Consider the following 14,065-nt stretch of genomic DNA (forward strand, 5'->3'; position numbering starts at 1 on the left):
TGCGTTGTGTGGCGCGCGACGGTTCCGCTACACTCGACCGAGATTCAATGCGGCTCTGGCCCCCACCGGAACCGCTGGCAGCCTTAAAGCTACCTAATCAATATCGGAGTGCCGGATGGCCAACGATGGGGTACACGATCCAGTCAACACCGGACGTCGGCGTTTTCTTACTGCCACCACAGCCGTGGTGGGCGCCGTCGGCGTCGGATTCACCGCAGTTCCTTTCATCAAATCCTGGAACCCCAGTGCCCGCGCCAAGCTTGCCGGCGCACCGGTGGTGGCCGACATCAGCGCCCTGCAGGAAGGCCAACGCCTGATCGTGGAATGGCGTGGCCAGCCGATCTGGATCGTCAAACGGTCCAAGGCGATCCTCGATGCGCTGCACGGGCTGGATGGCCGCTTGAAGGACCCCGAGTCCGGCGAGAAGGACCAGCAGCCGGAGTACGTGCTCAAGCAGAACCCCGAGCTGCGCTCGATCAAGCCCGAGATCTCGGTGCTGGTCGGTCTGTGCACGCACCTGGGCTGCTCGCCGGAAATGGTGGGTGAAATCCGCCCCGAGCCCTACGACCCACAGTGGAAGGGCGGCTATTTCTGCCCCTGCCACAAGTCGCGCTTCGACATGTCCGGCCGCGTCTTCAAGGACGTGCCCGCACCCATCAACCTGAAGGTGCCCGCGCACCACTACCAGGACGACAACACCATCATCATCGGTGTCGATCCGCAGGGGGCTGCCTGATGTCCAACATCCTCAGCCGTACCGCCACCGGCGTGGCCGACTGGGTCAATGCCCGCGCGCCGGGGTTGATGCCGATCTACCGCAAGCATGTCAGCGAGTACTACGCGCCAAAGAACTTCAACATCTGGTACTACTTCGGCTCGCTGGCGCTGCTGGTGCTGGTCAACCAGATCGTCACCGGCATCTTCCTGACCATGCACTACAAGACGAATGCTGCCGAAGCATTCGCCTCCATCGAATACATCATGCGTGACGTGGAGTGGGGCTGGCTGATCCGCTACATGCACTCCACCGGTGCCTCGCTGTTCTTCATCGTGGTCTACCTGCACATGTTCCGCGGGCTGCTGTATGGCAGCTACCAGAAGCCACGTGAACTGGTGTGGATCCTGGGCATGCTGATCTACCTGGTGCTGATGGCCGAAGCCTTCATGGGCTACGTGCTGCCGTGGGGCCAGATGTCGTTCTGGGGCGCCAAGGTGATCATCTCGCTGTTCGGCGCCATTCCAGTGATCGGCAACGGCCTCACCGAATGGATCATGGGCGATTACCTGCCCAGCGACGCCACGCTCAACCGCTTCTTCGCACTGCACGTGATCGCGCTGCCGCTGGTACTGCTGCTGCTGGTGGTGCTGCACCTGGGGGCGCTGCATGAAGTGGGATCGAACAACCCCGATGGCGTGGAGATCAAGAAGGGGCCGAAGGGCAACCGCTGGTCACCGAACGCGCCGACCGACGGTATTCCGTTCCATCCCTACTACACGCTCAAGGATGGCGTCGGTGCGGGCTTCCTGCTGATCATCGCGGCCTTCATCATCTTCTTCGCGCCGGCCTTCGGTGGCCTGTTCCTGGAACACGACAACTTCACCGAAGCCAACCGCCTGGTCACCCCCGAGCACATCAAGCCGGTCTGGTACTACACGCCGTACTACGCGATGTTGCGGGTGGTGCCGAACAAGCTGGGCGGCGTGATCGTGATGTTCTCGGCCATCGCCATCCTGTTCCTGGTGCCCTGGCTCGACCGCGCCAAGGTCAAGTCCTACCGCTACCGCGGCTGGCTGTCGCGCGGCCTGCTGGGCATGTTCGTGGTGTGCTTCGCGTGGTTGATGGTGATCGGCTCCGGTCCTGGTACCGATGCGCACGAGACCTATGTCGGGCGGGTGCTGACCTTCCTGTACTTCGCCTTCTTCATCACCATGCCGATATGGACAAGGCTGGACAAGACCAAGCCGGTACCGGAAAGGGTGACCACGCATGACTGAGCGCTGGATGGTCCGGCTGGCCCTGGCGGCCGCCCTGATGCTGGGCAGTACCCTGGCCATGGCCGCCGAGGGCGGCACCAAGCTGCTGCAGGCCGGCAACGACCTGGGTGACAGGGCGTCGCTGCAGCGCGGCGCCCAGCTGTACATGAACTACTGCAGCGGCTGCCATGCATTGAAGTACCTGCGCTATTCGCGGATGGGCGAGGACCTGGGGCTGAGCGAGGAAGAGGTGATGAACAACCTCAACTTCACCGGCTCGGCGATCGGCGATCCGGTGCCGGTGGCAATGCCCAAGGAGCAGGCCGAAAAGTGGTTCGGCAAGATGCCGCCCGACCTGAGCCTGATTTCGCGGGTACGCGGCAGCGACTGGATCTACACCTACCTGAAGTCGTTCTACCTGGACAGCAGCCGCCCGCTGGGCTGGAACAACGCGCTGTTCGCCAATGCATCCATGCCCAATCCGTTGTGGGAGATGCAGGGCCTGCAGCACGCAGTGCATGGCAAGGCCGAAGCGCCGGGCATGGACCCGCCGGTGACCGGCCTGCGCATTGAAAGTCCGGGCTCGGTCGATGCGGGCCAGTACGACCAGGCCGTGCGCGACATCACCAACTTCCTCGAATACGCCGGCGAACCGGCCGCGCTGAAGCGGCAACAGCTCGGTGTCTGGGTGATCCTGTTCCTGGCCCTGCTGACCTTCCTGGTGTACCTGCTGAAGAAGGAATACTGGAAGGACGTGCACTGATCCAGAGCCGGCCATTGCATCGGGCCTATTGGCTTTTGTGATGGTCGGTTGCACACTCGGGGAGGAGTCGACCGCCAGCACGGTGCTGGCGGCGCCGATGCGGCAGGCGGTCTCCTGTCGTAGGAGAGCCTTTGATGGCGGCGAGCGTACGCATGCGCAATACACTGACGCTGTTTTCCTCGAACGACGATGTACTGTGCCACCGTGTGCGCCTGGTGCTGGCGGCCAAGGGCGTGAGCTTCGACTTCGTTCCGGTCGATCCACAGAACCCGCCGGAAGACCTGATCGATCTCAATCCGTACCATTCGGTGCCGACCCTGGTCGAGCGCGAGCTGGTGCTGTACGCCGCGTCGGTGGTCAGCGAGTATCTGGACGAGCGCTATCCGCACCCGCCGCTGATGCCGGTTGACCCGCTGTCGCGCGCGCGCATCCGCCTGGCCATGCTGCGTATCGAGCATGACTGGGTGCCGCAGGTGCAGGCGATCCAGCTGGGCAACAAGACCCAGGCAGAGGCAGGGCGCAAGCGGCTGAAGGAACTGCTGACGGCCTCGCTGCCGTTGTTCAAGGCCAGCAAGTTCTTCCTCAACCCGGAAATGAGCCTGGCCGACTGCGCGATGGCGCCGATCATCTGGCGCCTGCAATCGCTGGATGTGCCGTTGCCGAAGGACAGCAAGGCCATCGAGGACTATGGCAACCGGATCTTCCGCCACCCCGGTTTCGTCCGCAGCCTGACCGATCAGGAAAAGAAACTGCGCGATCTGCCGGGCTGATCCGGCATCCGCTTTCCCTTCTGCACGCCGACCGGCGTGCAGGCGATCCGCCCCGGCAGGGGCGTCGGGCGCTACACTTCACGCATGACCGAAGACTTCTTCCACATGACCAGCCACCGCCCGTACCTGTTGCGGGCACTGGTGGAATGGATCAACGACAACCAGCTGACTCCGCACATCCTGGTCGACGCCGGCGTTCCCGGCGTGCAGGTTCCGCCTTCGGCCGTCAAGGACGGCCGGGTGGTGCTCAACATCGCCGAGCGCGCAGTCGTGCGGCTGGTGATCGACAACGAGTCGGTGAGCTTCTCGGCGCGCTTCTCCGGTACCAGCTATCCGGTGCAGGTGCCGATCAGCGCGGTGCTGGCGGTGTATGCCCGCGAAACCGGGCAGGGCATGGCGCTGCCGGACGACATTCCCGGTGGCGAGCCGGCGCAGGCCAGTGATGAGCTGCTGCACGACGATGAGCAGACGCCGCCTGACGACACGCCGCCCGCTGGTCCGCCGCCCAAGGGCCGCCCGACCCTGCGCGTGGTCAAGTAGTTTCCGCAGCTTTTCATCCACGCATGGCGTGGATCTACCGGCGCGATATCCAGTAGATCCACGCCATGCGTGGATGCTTCTGCTCACACATCCTCGGCATCTTCATTGTCGGTGCGGATCTGGCTGATCCGCGCCGCGCCCGGGCCGGTGAAGGAAATCAGCTGGTCGCCGCGCAGCACCATGCGGCCGACATGGCGATCGATGCCGTCGTAGGAATACTCGAACTTGAAGGTGCGCTCGAAACCGAGCCGGCCATCTTCCCCGCGCGACAGCCGCAGGCCCGTGGCGTGCACCGCCTGGTCCAGCCACTGCACATCGGCGGCGCGGCAGGCATTGCGGCCCAGTTCAACCGCACGTTCGGCGGCCGAACGCGCTGCGTTCCAGAAGAAGTAGACGATACCGCCGGCAATCAGCAGGATCAGCAGGGTGGGCATGGCTTCAGCCGTCAGGTGTCGATCCGCCAAAGATGGCGACGAATGGCGACCGGATCAAGCTGCATGTGCTCAGCGATCGCTGCCAGTCTCCGTTGCCGGCTGCAGCGGTACCGGTGTCGGTGCCGCGGGTACCGCCGAGGGACGCGGTGCAGTGGCATTCAACTGCAGCAGTGCGGCCCAGTCCTGCCGGTTGAAGCTGCACTCGTCCTCGCGACCCGGTGTGCAGGTCGGGTCGATGCCGGTGGTGTCGCGCTCGCGCGGCGGCGGCAGCTTGATCATGCCGGTGCGATCCAGTTGCAGCAGGCGCATCGCCACGGTGTTCATGACATTGCCGCCCACCAGATAAAGCGTCTGGTCGCCACCGAGGTTGGCCGCCACCACCACTTCGCAATGCGACTTCCAATGGCCGACCGAGCCGTTGCCCAAGGCCTGCACCAATCCGCTGTAGCTGAGTGTGCTGCTGCGGTCGCGCAGGAAGCACAGCAGGTCGCCCGGTGCCGGCTTGGCGGTGGCCGGGTCCACCAGGCGGTAGGGCACGCCGGAAGGGCCTGCCTGGTAGGCGGCGCGGATGTAGTCTATATGGCGTGGGGAGGTATTGAAACCGGGTACGCCGGCACGCACCATCACCCAGGAAATGAACGCCGCAGACCACGGATTGTCGATCAGGAACGCGCGGCAATCGCTGTCGGTGTAGCGCGTTCCCAACGGGGCCAGGCAACTGCTGGCACCGGGCTGGCTGCCCAATGCATTCAGCGTGCCGCTTTCGCGCCAGTAGCTGCTGACCCGTTGCCAGGCGATCAGGCCATTGTCGGCCAGATGATCGCTCTCGGCCTCGGTGACACTGAGACTGGCGGCGCGGCCGTCACGGTCGATGAAGGGGCGGAACCAGAGGCGATGCTCGTTGCAGGCAGTGTTGCGGATGGCGATCGCCAAAGGGCTCAGGCCGAAACGCGGGGGTACATCGCAGGCTTCGACGGCGGCGGCCGAGAAGGGTGCTGCGGCCAGCAGCAGGCAGGCAGGCAAGAGCATCCGGCGCATGCGCGGCTCCTGTGGGGGATGGTCGCAGCGTCGCAGCGCTGTTGTGAACGCCGGGTGTGAGAGCGGTAGTGCCGGCCGCTGGCCGGCAACATCACGATCCGCGAATCCACCCTCAACCTGGCGGTGGACCCAGCTTCAACGACAGATCAATGGCCTGCACGTGCTTGGTCAGGCCGCCGATGGAAATGCAGTCCACGCCATCTTCAGCGATCGAACGCAGGCCGCCGAGGCCGACGCTGCCGGACACTTCCAGAGGAATGCGGCCTTCGGTGATGCGCACCGCTTCGCGCCGCAGCTCCGGGCTGAAGTCGTCCAGCAGGATGCGTTCACAGCCGGCCTGCAGCGCCTGCCGCAGTTGTTCCAGGTCCTCGACCTCGACCACCAGTGGCAGTTGCGGCCATTGCCGGCGGGCGGCCGACACCGCGGCAGCCAGTGAACCGGCCGCGCGGATGTGGTTCTCCTTCAGCATCACCGTGTCGTACAGGCCGAAGCGATGGTTGTCACCGCCGCCGCAACGCACCGCGTACTTCTGCGCCAGGCGCAGGCCGGGCAGGGTCTTGCGGGTATCGAGGATGCGCGTGCCTGTCCCTTCCACCGCAGCCACATAGCGGGCTGTGGTGGTGGCGGTGCCGGACAGGGTCTGCAGGAAATTCAGCGAGGTGCGTTCGGCGCTGACCAGACTGCGGCTGCGCCCCTGCAGCAGCGCCAGCACGGTACCGGCGCTGACATGGTCGCCTTCGGCTACACGCCACTCGATCTGCACGTCGGCATCGAGCGCGCGATGGGTGGCATCGAACCACGGGCGGCCCGCGATCACCGCATCCTGCTTGCACAGCAGGTAGGCGCTGTCGGGTTGGTCGGGCAGCAGGGCGGCGGTAACGTCACCGCTGCCCAGGTCCTCGGCCAACGCGCGCGCGACATCGGCCGCGACGACGGCTGGATCCGGCGTCGGCAGCGCGTTCATGCGGTCGGGAAGTCGGCGATCTGTGCGGTCGGGATGGCCTCTTCGGCCAGCAGCACCGGAATACCGTCGTCGACGCGGAATACCTGCTTGCGGTCGCGGGTGACCAGGGCTTCGCGCAGTGGCTGCGCCAGCGGGTTGCCATCGGCGCGGTTGACGGAACCGGCGGCGATCGCCCGGTTGAGGGCTTCCAGGCCCTTGCCATCCAGCAGGGACAGGGGCTGGCGGGTATCGGGCGACACCAGCAGGTCGAGCAGCTTGCGATCCATGGTTCTTCGTCTTGCGTGGAAGATGGCTAGAATACGTCTTTAAGGCAGGTGACGGCCAATGACCCCCAACCCGATCGCGCCGCTTGTCGGCATCGTCATGGGTTCCCGCTCCGACTGGGAAACCATGCAGCACGCCGCCCAGAAGCTTGAAGCCCTGGGTGTTCCGTTCGAAGTGAAGGTGGTGTCCGCGCATCGGACGCCGGATGTGTTGTTCAGTTATGCCGAGCAGGCGGGTTCGCGCGGGCTGCGCGCGATCATTGCCGGCGCCGGCGGTGCCGCGCATCTGCCGGGCATGATCGCGGCCAAGACCGCAGTGCCGGTGCTGGGCGTGCCGGTGCAGTCCAAGGCCCTCAATGGCATGGATTCGCTGCTGTCGATCGTGCAGATGCCGGCCGGCATCCCGGTCGCCACCTTCGCCATCGGCAATGCCGGCGCCTCCAATGCCGCGCTGTTCGCCGCGGCGATGCTGGCCAGCGACCAGCCGGCGATCGGCCAGGCGCTCGATGCTTTCCGCGCGCGCCAGACCGAAGACGTGATGGCCCACGACGATCCGCGCCAATGAGCCTGACCGTCGGCATCCTCGGCGGCGGTCAGCTCGCCCGCATGATGGTCCTGGCTGGTGCGCCGCTGGGACTGCGCTTCGAACTGTATGATCCGGCGGCCGACGCCTGCAGCGGCCCACTGGCGCCGCTCACCGTCGGCGCCTTCGATGATCGGCAGGCGCTGGCGGACTTCGCTGCCAAAGTCGATGTGGTGACTTTCGATTTCGAGAACGTGCCGGCTGACAGCGCGCAATGGCTGGCCGACCGCGTGCCGGTCTACCCGCCGCCGTCGGCGCTGGCCGTGGCCCAGGACCGGTTGAGCGAGAAGACCATGTTCCAGCAGCTGGGTATCCCGCTGCCGGCGTTCGCCGATATCCGCAGCCGCGACGAACTGGCCGCCAAGGCCGCCGAATTCGGTCTGCCGTGCATCCTCAAGACCCGCCGCCTGGGCTACGACGGCAAGGGCCAGTTCCGCCTGCGCAGCGAAGCGGACATCGATGCGGCTTGGCAGGCGCTGGGTGCGCAGGTCGAGCGCACCGGCCTGATCCTCGAGGGCTTTGTCGCCTTCCAGCGCGAAGTCAGCGTGGTGGCCGTGCGCGGCCGCGATGGCAGCTTCCTGGCCTGGCCGGTCACCGGCAACTGGCATGTCGACGGCGTGCTGTCGGCCAGCGTGGCGCCGGCGGTGCTGTCCGCTGCCGAGCACGAAGCGGCGATCGGCTATGCCCAGCGTGTCGCCGAACACCTGCAGTACGTGGGCGTGTTTGCGCTGGAGCTGTTCTGCCGCGACGGTGAACTGCTGGCCAACGAGATGGCGCCGCGTGTGCACAACTCCGGTCATTGGACCATCGAAGGCAGCGAAACCTCGCAGTTCGAGAACCACCTGCGCGCGGTGCTCGGTCTGCCGCTGGGCAGTACCCGCATGCTTGGCCATGCCTGCATGCTGAACTGGCTGGGGGCGATGCCTGACCCGACGCCGGTGCTGCAGCAGGCCAGCGGCCATTGGCACGACTACGGCAAGGAATCGCGTGATGGCCGTAAGGTCGGTCACGCGACGCTGCGGGATGATGATGCCGGTGCACTGGCCGATGCGTTGGTGCAGGTTGGGCTGGAACTGGACCGTCAGGCCCAAGTGGCTCCAGCGGTGCACGCGCTGCGCAACGGCTGATCAAACGGGGCCGGCCGGCGGACGCCGCTGATCCAGGTAGTGCCGGCCGCTGGCCGGCAATGCCCACCAAGGTGGGCAGCTACCAGAGCGGTGCCCACCAAGGTAGGCATCCACCACGGCGCGGCGTGATGCCGGTAGCGCCGGGCCATGCCCGGCGGATGCCCGTCCGTATCAGCGCAGCTGGCTCTCGGCGAACTCCCAGTTCACCAGTTGCCAGAATGCTTCCAGATAACGCGCACGATCATTCTGGTAGTCGGTGTAGTACGCGTGCTCCCAGACATCGCAGCACAGCAGTGGCGTGCTGTCGCCGGTGAGCGGCGTGCCCGCGTTGCGCGTCGCCTGCAGGCCGAGCTGCCCACCCGGGTGCTGTACCAGCCACACCCAGCCGGAGCCGAACAGGCCAAGCGCGGTCCGGTTGAACTCTTCGCGAAGACGCTGGCCGTCGCCGAACTGGCGCTTGACCAGTTCGCCCAAGCGACCCTGCGGTTCGCCACCGCCACGCGGGCGCAGGCACTGCCAGTAGAAGCCGTGGTTCCAGGCCTGGGCAGCGGCATCGAACAGCGCGCCCTGGGCGTGGCGGACGATGTCCTCCAGCGTGGCTTCTTCCCATTCGGTGCCGACGATGGCGGCGTTGACCGCGTCGACGTAGGTGCGATGGTGGCGGCCGTGATGCAGTTCCACGGTCTGTGCCGACAGGTGCGGCTGCAGGGACGAGGGCAGGTAGGGCAGGGCGGGCAATTCGACGGGCATGGACAGGTTCGTGGCCAGGGGGCGGCGGCAGCCGGTACCATCGGCTTACAATGGGGGCTACCGTGGGCAGTCTAGCCGACCATCACGGTTGGTTTGTCCGGCGACGCAAGGAGTGAGGTGTGGCGGTAATGCAGCAAATCCAGGCCGAGGTGGATCGTTACCCGCTCGTGCTGTTCATGAAGGGCACCCCGCAATACCCCATGTGCGGCTATTCCAGCCGCGCCGTGCAGGCCTTGATGGCCGCAGGCGCCGTTGCGCTGCGCACGGTCAATGTGCTGGAAGAGCCCGAGATCCGCGCCAACCTGCCGCGCTTCTCCAATCTGCCCACCTTCCCGCAGCTGTTCATCAACGGTGAGTTGATCGGCGGCTGTGACATCGTCATGGAACTGTTCGAAGCCGGCGAGCTCAAGCGCATCGTCGAAGAGGCTGCGCAGGGATGAGCGCCTGGCCATCGACGTCACCGGCAGACGGGGCGCTCGATGGCCGCCCGTTGCAGGATCGCGTGGTGCTCGTTGCCGGCGCCGGTGGTGGGCTGGGGAGTGCCGCTGCTGTGGCTGCCGCCGAGGCGGGAGCGACCGTGGTCCTGTTGGGGCGCAAGCCACGCCGGCTGGACCGGGTCTATGCCCAGGTGCAGGCGGTCGGGCCGGAACCCCTGTTGTACCCGTTGGACCTGGAAGGTGCAGGTCCTGATGACTATGCCGAACTGGCCCAGGCCGTGGCGCAGGAGCTGGGACGTCTTGATGGCCTGCTGGTCTGTGCAGCGCACTTTCCGGGCCTGACCCCGTTCGAGCTGGCCGACCCGGCCAGTTTCGCCCGTGCCGTGCACGTCACCCTGACCGCTCCTGCCTGGCTGGCCCAGGCCTGCCTGCCGTTGCTGCGCCAGCGTGAAGACGCGGCACTGGTATTCACCGTGGATGCCCCTGAGCGGGTGGGGCAGGCGTACTGGGGCGGCTATGGCGCCGCCCAGCATGGCCTGCGCGGGCTGATCGGCAGCCTGCATGACGAGCTGGCCCGCAGCCCGGTGCGGGTAAGTGGTCTTTACCCCGGCCCCTTGCGTACTGCCCTGCGGGCGCGGGCCTATTCGATCGACCAGGACCCGTCCGCGCGTGGCCCGGAGGCTGCCGCTGCGGCGGCCGTGACCCTGTTGTCCGCCGCTGGACAGGCGTGGCGGGGGCAGGTGCTCGATGCGGGCAATCCGCCATCGACGAGTGAAGACGTTCGTAAAGCGGAATGAAGATCCCGTCACGATAGCGTTGCGATCCGGTGCCGTTTGTCGCACAACCGTCACATTGAAAGCGTAGCGTGTTAATCTAGTGTTAACCGTTGCGGCAGCTGCCGTTCACGGTAGGGAACCCCAGATAAATGTCCGAACAGCCGCCCGCAAGGCTGCTTGGATGCGCTTTTTTTCCGCCATCGCCAACTCGCATCGAGGCTACCGAACAATGACTCACCCATTCCGGATGTCCAAGCTCACCCTTGGTCTCGTGGCTGCGCTCGCCGCCGCTCCCGCCTTCGCCCAGAGCACCTCTGCCGGTGTCGGCGGCCAGGTCGTGTCCCGTGCCGGCCAGCCCGTCGCCGGTGCTGAAGTCACCATCACCCACACCGAGTCGGGCACCGTTTCGCGTGCGACCACCGATGCGGCGGGTCGTTACAACGCGCGCGGCCTGCGCGTGGGTGGTCCGTACTCGATCACCATCACCAAGCCGGGTGAAGGTACCAAGACCGAAGATGGCGTCTACCTGGGCGTGAACCAGACCGGCACCATCAACGCCACCTTGGCCGGCGACCTCGCCGCGACCAACCTGGACACCGTGCAGGTCACCGCTGTCGGCGGCGGCTCGGAAGTGTTCAGTGCCACCAAGATGGGTTCGGGCACCAACATCAGCCAGCAGCAGATCGAAGTTGCGCCGTCCATCGGCGGCAACATCCAGGATCTGATGCGTCTGGATCCGCGCGTGACCTTCATCGATCGCGCATCGGGCTCGATCTCGGCCGGCGGCCAGAACCCGCGCTTCAACTCGATCAGCATCGACGGCGTTTCGGCCAGCGATACCTTCGGCCTGGAAGGCAACAACATGCCGACCCGCCGCCAGCCGGTCGCGATGGAAGCCATCGAGGCGCTGGACATCAACCTGTCCAACTACGACGTCAGCATCGCTGCCGCTGCCGGCGCTACCGTCAACGCGGTGACCAAGTCGGGTACCAATGAATTCCACGGTTCGGTGTACGGCACCTACCGTGACGGCGACTGGTTCGGTGACAACCCGGAAGGCCAGCCGTTCAATGGCTTCACCAAGGAAAAGACCTACGGCATGACCGTCGGTGGTCCGATCGTCAAGGACAAGCTGTTCTTCTTCGCCAACTACGAGAAGTTCGAGCAGTCCGCTCCGGGTGCCGACCTGTCGACCACCCCGCTGGGCAAGGCCAATGGCCAGTTCAACCTGGCTGACGTGACCCGTGCGCAGCAGATCGCGCAGGGCTACGGCATCGACGCCGGTGGCCTGGAAAGCAATGGCGACACCTCGATGGAAGAGTACGCGCTGAAGCTGGACTGGAACATCAGCGACAACCACCGTGCCAACATCCGCTACAGCAAGATCGACCAGAGCAAGCTGCGCATCAACGGCATGACCACGAGCTCGGCGTCGCTGAACTCGTACTGGTACCAGCACAACAAGACCAACGAGAGCTACGTCGCCCAGCTGTTCAGCGACTGGACCGACACCTTCTCCACCGAGTTCAAGGCTTCGTACCGCGAGTTCTCGGCGATCCGTGCGGTCAATACCAACGCCCCGAGCGTGCGCATCTATTTCGATGGCACCGCTGCTGCACCGTCGGGTGACTCGCTGTACCTCGGTACCGAAGTCAACTCGCAGGACAACATCCTGACCACCAAGGCGTGGAACTACTACGGTGCAGGTACCCTGACCCTGGGTAACCACGACGTGAAGTTCGGTGCCTCGTACGACACCAACGACATCTACAACTACTACGGTGCCAACTCGTGGGGTGCCTACACCTTCTACGGTCTGGACAATTTCGCTGCCGGCCGCTGGAGCACCTACGATTACGCCCCGGAGCGCACCCCGGGTTCGATCGCAGCTGATTACAAGTACAGCAACCTTGCGCTGTTCGTGCAGGACACCTGGTACGTCAACAGCAACCTGACCCTGACCCTGGGTCTGCGTGCTGACCGTCCGGACACCAGCCCGAGCCCGGCCTACAACGACAAGGCGTCGCAGTTCTTCGGCTACAACAACAGCAAGGTCTTCGAAAGCAAGTTCCTGGTGCAGCCGCGCTTTGGCTTCAACTACACCTTCGACACCGAGCGTCCGACCCAGCTGCGCGGTGGCGTGGGCCTGTTCCAGGGTGATTCCCCGCAGGTGTGGCTGAGCAACAGCTACTCGGCGACCGGCTTCAACACCAGCGTCTACAACGTGCGTGCCTACAATCCGGCCCTGCCGTTCAATGGCAACAAGGACAACCAGCCGGTGCCGAGCGGCCCGGGCTCGACCCAGCAGAACGTCAACTTCGTCGGCAACGACTTCAAGCTGCCGTCGATCTACAAGGCCAACCTGGCCTTCGACCATGAAACCCCGTGGTACGGCATCGTGGCCTCGGCCGAACTGCTGGTCACCAAGGTCAAGGACGGCCTGTTCTACCAGAACCTGAACATGGGTCCGGTGCAGTATCAGGGTCCGGACGGTCGTGACATGTTCTACGCACAGAACAAGGTCGGTGCCTGGAGCGCGAACGACGCCCGTGTTGCTCGCAACAAGGACTACAACAACGTCTACCTGATCAACAACACCGACAAGGGCCGCACTTCGCAGTTCACCGCGTCGCTGTCCAAGCCGTGGAGCGACACCAGCGACTGGTCCTGGAACATCGGCTACACCTATACCGATGCCACCGAAGTCGGCTCGCTGACCAGCTCCACCGCCAGCTCGGGTTGGAACTACCAGTACGCCTTCGACGCCAACAGCCCGGTCGAGAACACCTCGCGCTACCAGATCCGCGATCGCCTGTCGGGCTCGCTGAACTGGAAGCACAAGTTCTTCGGTGACTACGAGACCAAGATCGGTCTGGTGTACGAAGGCCGCAGCGGTCGTCCGTACAGCTACGTGTACGCCAACGACGCCAATGGCGATGGCCGTTCGGCCAACGACCTGTTCTACGTGCCGAAGGGCCCGGGCGATGTGCTGTTCGGTACCCTGGCTGCCAATGGCCAGTTCACCGCCAACGCGCAGATGGAGAAGGACTTCTTCACCTGGCTGGCCGCCAATCCGGACCTGGCCAAGTACGCAGGCAGCTCGGCGCCGGCCAACGGCTTCCGCAGCGGCTGGATCAACACCTTCGACATCCGTATCAGCCAGCAGCTGCCGGGCTTCATGAAGGGTCACAAGTCGGAGATCTGGCTGGATATCCAGAACGTCGGCAACATGATCAACAAGGACTGGGGCAACATCTACGACTACGGCTTCTTCGCCGACAGCCGCGTTGCCACCCTGCAGGGCATGCACCAGGGCAAGTACGTGTACAACTACCGCGGTGCGGATACCCCGACCGTCGCCAACGCCGACGCCGATGGCTTCGACGTGGGTGTGTCGCAGTGGTCGCTGCAGCTGGGCTTCCGCTACCAGTTCTGATGAACTGACGTAGCAACAGCTGTGCACGGAAACGGCCGGGGAAACCCGGCCGTTTTCCGTTCAGGCGAAAGTCCTTGCGGGGGGGCCTGCATCGGCGTAGCATCCAGACACGTGCGCGGCGCAGATGCCGCCGAAGCGGTCCCGAAGCGGCGAACGCGGGACGCACCTATCCAACGGTCGGGCTTCCCGGCCGTTTTGCTTTTTAAGGGG

Annotated in this window: 15 protein-coding genes; 10 read left to right on the forward strand and 5 right to left on the reverse strand. The window is 65.1% G+C overall.

The annotated features are described in order from the left end of the window. Positions 1–115: 115 nt before the first annotated feature. The 5 genes from petA (at position 116) to QP457_RS07780 (ending at position 4,047) form a co-directional block, all read left to right on the forward strand. On the forward strand, positions 116–736 hold the full coding sequence (gene petA, locus QP457_RS07760) for a ubiquinol-cytochrome c reductase iron-sulfur subunit (RefSeq protein ID WP_025875286.1): 621 nt from the start codon (positions 116–118) through the stop codon (positions 734–736). Beyond that, positions 736–1,995, forward strand: coding sequence for a cytochrome bc complex cytochrome b subunit (locus QP457_RS07765; RefSeq protein ID WP_025875284.1), 1,260 nt, complete (start codon positions 736–738; stop codon positions 1,993–1,995). Before petA ends, QP457_RS07765 begins: the two co-directional genes overlap by 1 nt. Beyond that, a complete protein-coding gene (locus QP457_RS07770) occupies positions 1,988–2,737 on the forward strand; it encodes a cytochrome c1 (RefSeq protein WP_099820023.1) in 750 nt (249 codons plus the stop codon). Before QP457_RS07765 ends, QP457_RS07770 begins: the two co-directional genes overlap by 8 nt. Before the next feature lie 134 nt (positions 2,738–2,871). After that, on the forward strand, positions 2,872–3,507 hold the full coding sequence (locus QP457_RS07775) for a glutathione S-transferase N-terminal domain-containing protein (RefSeq protein WP_089240017.1): 636 nt from the start codon (positions 2,872–2,874) through the stop codon (positions 3,505–3,507). A gap of 84 nt (positions 3,508–3,591) precedes the next feature. Then, positions 3,592–4,047: a ClpXP protease specificity-enhancing factor gene (locus tag QP457_RS07780; RefSeq protein ID WP_100464519.1), complete on the forward strand. Its 456-nt coding sequence runs from the start codon at positions 3,592–3,594 to the stop codon at positions 4,045–4,047. A gap of 83 nt (positions 4,048–4,130) precedes the next feature. On the opposite strand, the gene QP457_RS07785 is transcribed toward QP457_RS07780, so the two are convergent. The 4 genes from QP457_RS07785 to QP457_RS07800 form a co-directional block, all read right to left on the reverse strand. Next, the gene (locus QP457_RS07785) at positions 4,131–4,481 is read right to left on the reverse strand and encodes a DUF3301 domain-containing protein (protein ID WP_180164286.1); all 351 of its coding nucleotides are present in this window, start codon (positions 4,479–4,481) and stop codon (positions 4,131–4,133) included. Between the two features lie 69 nt (positions 4,482–4,550). Then, positions 4,551–5,519 carry a DUF2272 domain-containing protein gene (locus QP457_RS07790; RefSeq protein ID WP_180164288.1) on the reverse strand — a complete coding sequence of 323 codons (969 nt, stop codon included), beginning with the start codon at positions 5,517–5,519 and terminating at the stop codon, positions 4,551–4,553. A 112-nt stretch (positions 5,520–5,631) separates the two neighbouring features. Next, entirely contained in the window at positions 5,632–6,483 is an 852-nt protein-coding gene (gene nadC, locus QP457_RS07795; protein ID WP_205403967.1) for a carboxylating nicotinate-nucleotide diphosphorylase, read from the reverse strand. Then, on the reverse strand, positions 6,480–6,749 hold the full coding sequence (locus QP457_RS07800; RefSeq protein WP_099820028.1) for a Trm112 family protein: 270 nt from the start codon (positions 6,747–6,749) through the stop codon (positions 6,480–6,482). The genes nadC and QP457_RS07800 overlap by 4 nt, the downstream gene beginning before the upstream one ends. Positions 6,750–6,807: 58 nt before the next feature. Here QP457_RS07800 and purE point away from each other — a divergent pair, with 58 nt between their 5' ends. Together purE and QP457_RS07810 are read left to right on the forward strand one after the other, a co-directional pair. Continuing rightward, positions 6,808–7,311, forward strand: coding sequence for a 5-(carboxyamino)imidazole ribonucleotide mutase (gene purE, locus QP457_RS07805; RefSeq protein ID WP_099820029.1), 504 nt, complete (start codon positions 6,808–6,810; stop codon positions 7,309–7,311). Next, positions 7,308–8,456 carry a 5-(carboxyamino)imidazole ribonucleotide synthase gene (locus QP457_RS07810; protein ID WP_205403966.1) on the forward strand — a complete coding sequence of 383 codons (1,149 nt, stop codon included), beginning with the start codon at positions 7,308–7,310 and terminating at the stop codon, positions 8,454–8,456. The genes purE and QP457_RS07810 overlap by 4 nt, the downstream gene beginning before the upstream one ends. A gap of 171 nt (positions 8,457–8,627) precedes the next feature. Here QP457_RS07810 and QP457_RS07815 read toward each other — a convergent pair whose 3' ends face one another. After that, positions 8,628–9,206, reverse strand: coding sequence for a superoxide dismutase (locus tag QP457_RS07815; protein WP_205403965.1), 579 nt, complete (start codon positions 9,204–9,206; stop codon positions 8,628–8,630). Between the two features lie 119 nt (positions 9,207–9,325). On the opposite strand from QP457_RS07815, the gene grxD reads away from it, so the two are divergent. From grxD to QP457_RS07830, 3 genes are all read left to right on the forward strand, one after another. After that, positions 9,326–9,646, forward strand: a complete 321-nt coding sequence (gene grxD / locus QP457_RS07820; protein ID WP_025875264.1) for a Grx4 family monothiol glutaredoxin — start codon at positions 9,326–9,328, stop codon at positions 9,644–9,646. Beyond that, complete coding sequence (locus QP457_RS07825) at positions 9,643–10,440, forward strand: SDR family NAD(P)-dependent oxidoreductase (protein ID WP_205403964.1); 798 nt, start codon at positions 9,643–9,645, stop codon at positions 10,438–10,440. Before grxD ends, QP457_RS07825 begins: the two co-directional genes overlap by 4 nt. Before the next feature lie 226 nt (positions 10,441–10,666). Continuing rightward, entirely contained in the window at positions 10,667–13,855 is a 3,189-nt protein-coding gene (locus QP457_RS07830; protein ID WP_205403963.1) for a carboxypeptidase regulatory-like domain-containing protein, read from the forward strand. Positions 13,856–14,065: the final 210 nt, after the last annotated feature.

This window comes from Stenotrophomonas sp. As-7 (assembly GCF_030291015.1).
Lineage (GTDB): Bacteria > Pseudomonadota > Gammaproteobacteria > Xanthomonadales > Xanthomonadaceae > Stenotrophomonas > Stenotrophomonas lactitubi.

Excerpts from the sequence above, each read along its gene's own strand:
- petA (WP_025875286.1), top strand. The coding sequence starts at position 116 with ATGGCCAACGATGGGGTACACGATCCAGTCAACACCGGACGTCGGCGT.
- QP457_RS07765 (WP_025875284.1), top strand. The coding sequence starts at position 736 with ATGTCCAACATCCTCAGCCGTACCGCCACCGGCGTGGCCGACTGGGTC.
- QP457_RS07770 (WP_099820023.1), top strand. The coding sequence starts at position 1,988 with ATGACTGAGCGCTGGATGGTCCGGCTGGCCCTGGCGGCCGCCCTGATG.
- QP457_RS07775 (WP_089240017.1), top strand. The coding sequence starts at position 2,872 with ATGGCGGCGAGCGTACGCATGCGCAATACACTGACGCTGTTTTCCTCG.
- QP457_RS07780 (WP_100464519.1), top strand. The coding sequence starts at position 3,592 with ATGACCGAAGACTTCTTCCACATGACCAGCCACCGCCCGTACCTGTTG.
- QP457_RS07785 (WP_180164286.1), bottom strand. The coding sequence starts at position 4,481 with ATGCCCACCCTGCTGATCCTGCTGATTGCCGGCGGTATCGTCTACTTC.
- QP457_RS07790 (WP_180164288.1), bottom strand. The coding sequence starts at position 5,519 with ATGCGCCGGATGCTCTTGCCTGCCTGCCTGCTGCTGGCCGCAGCACCC.
- nadC (WP_205403967.1), bottom strand. The coding sequence starts at position 6,483 with ATGAACGCGCTGCCGACGCCGGATCCAGCCGTCGTCGCGGCCGATGTC.
- QP457_RS07800 (WP_099820028.1), bottom strand. The coding sequence starts at position 6,749 with ATGGATCGCAAGCTGCTCGACCTGCTGGTGTCGCCCGATACCCGCCAG.
- purE (WP_099820029.1), top strand. The coding sequence starts at position 6,808 with ATGACCCCCAACCCGATCGCGCCGCTTGTCGGCATCGTCATGGGTTCC.
- QP457_RS07810 (WP_205403966.1), top strand. The coding sequence starts at position 7,308 with ATGAGCCTGACCGTCGGCATCCTCGGCGGCGGTCAGCTCGCCCGCATG.
- QP457_RS07815 (WP_205403965.1), bottom strand. The coding sequence starts at position 9,206 with ATGCCCGTCGAATTGCCCGCCCTGCCCTACCTGCCCTCGTCCCTGCAG.
- QP457_RS07825 (WP_205403964.1), top strand. The coding sequence starts at position 9,643 with ATGAGCGCCTGGCCATCGACGTCACCGGCAGACGGGGCGCTCGATGGC.
- QP457_RS07830 (WP_205403963.1), top strand. The coding sequence starts at position 10,667 with ATGTCCAAGCTCACCCTTGGTCTCGTGGCTGCGCTCGCCGCCGCTCCC.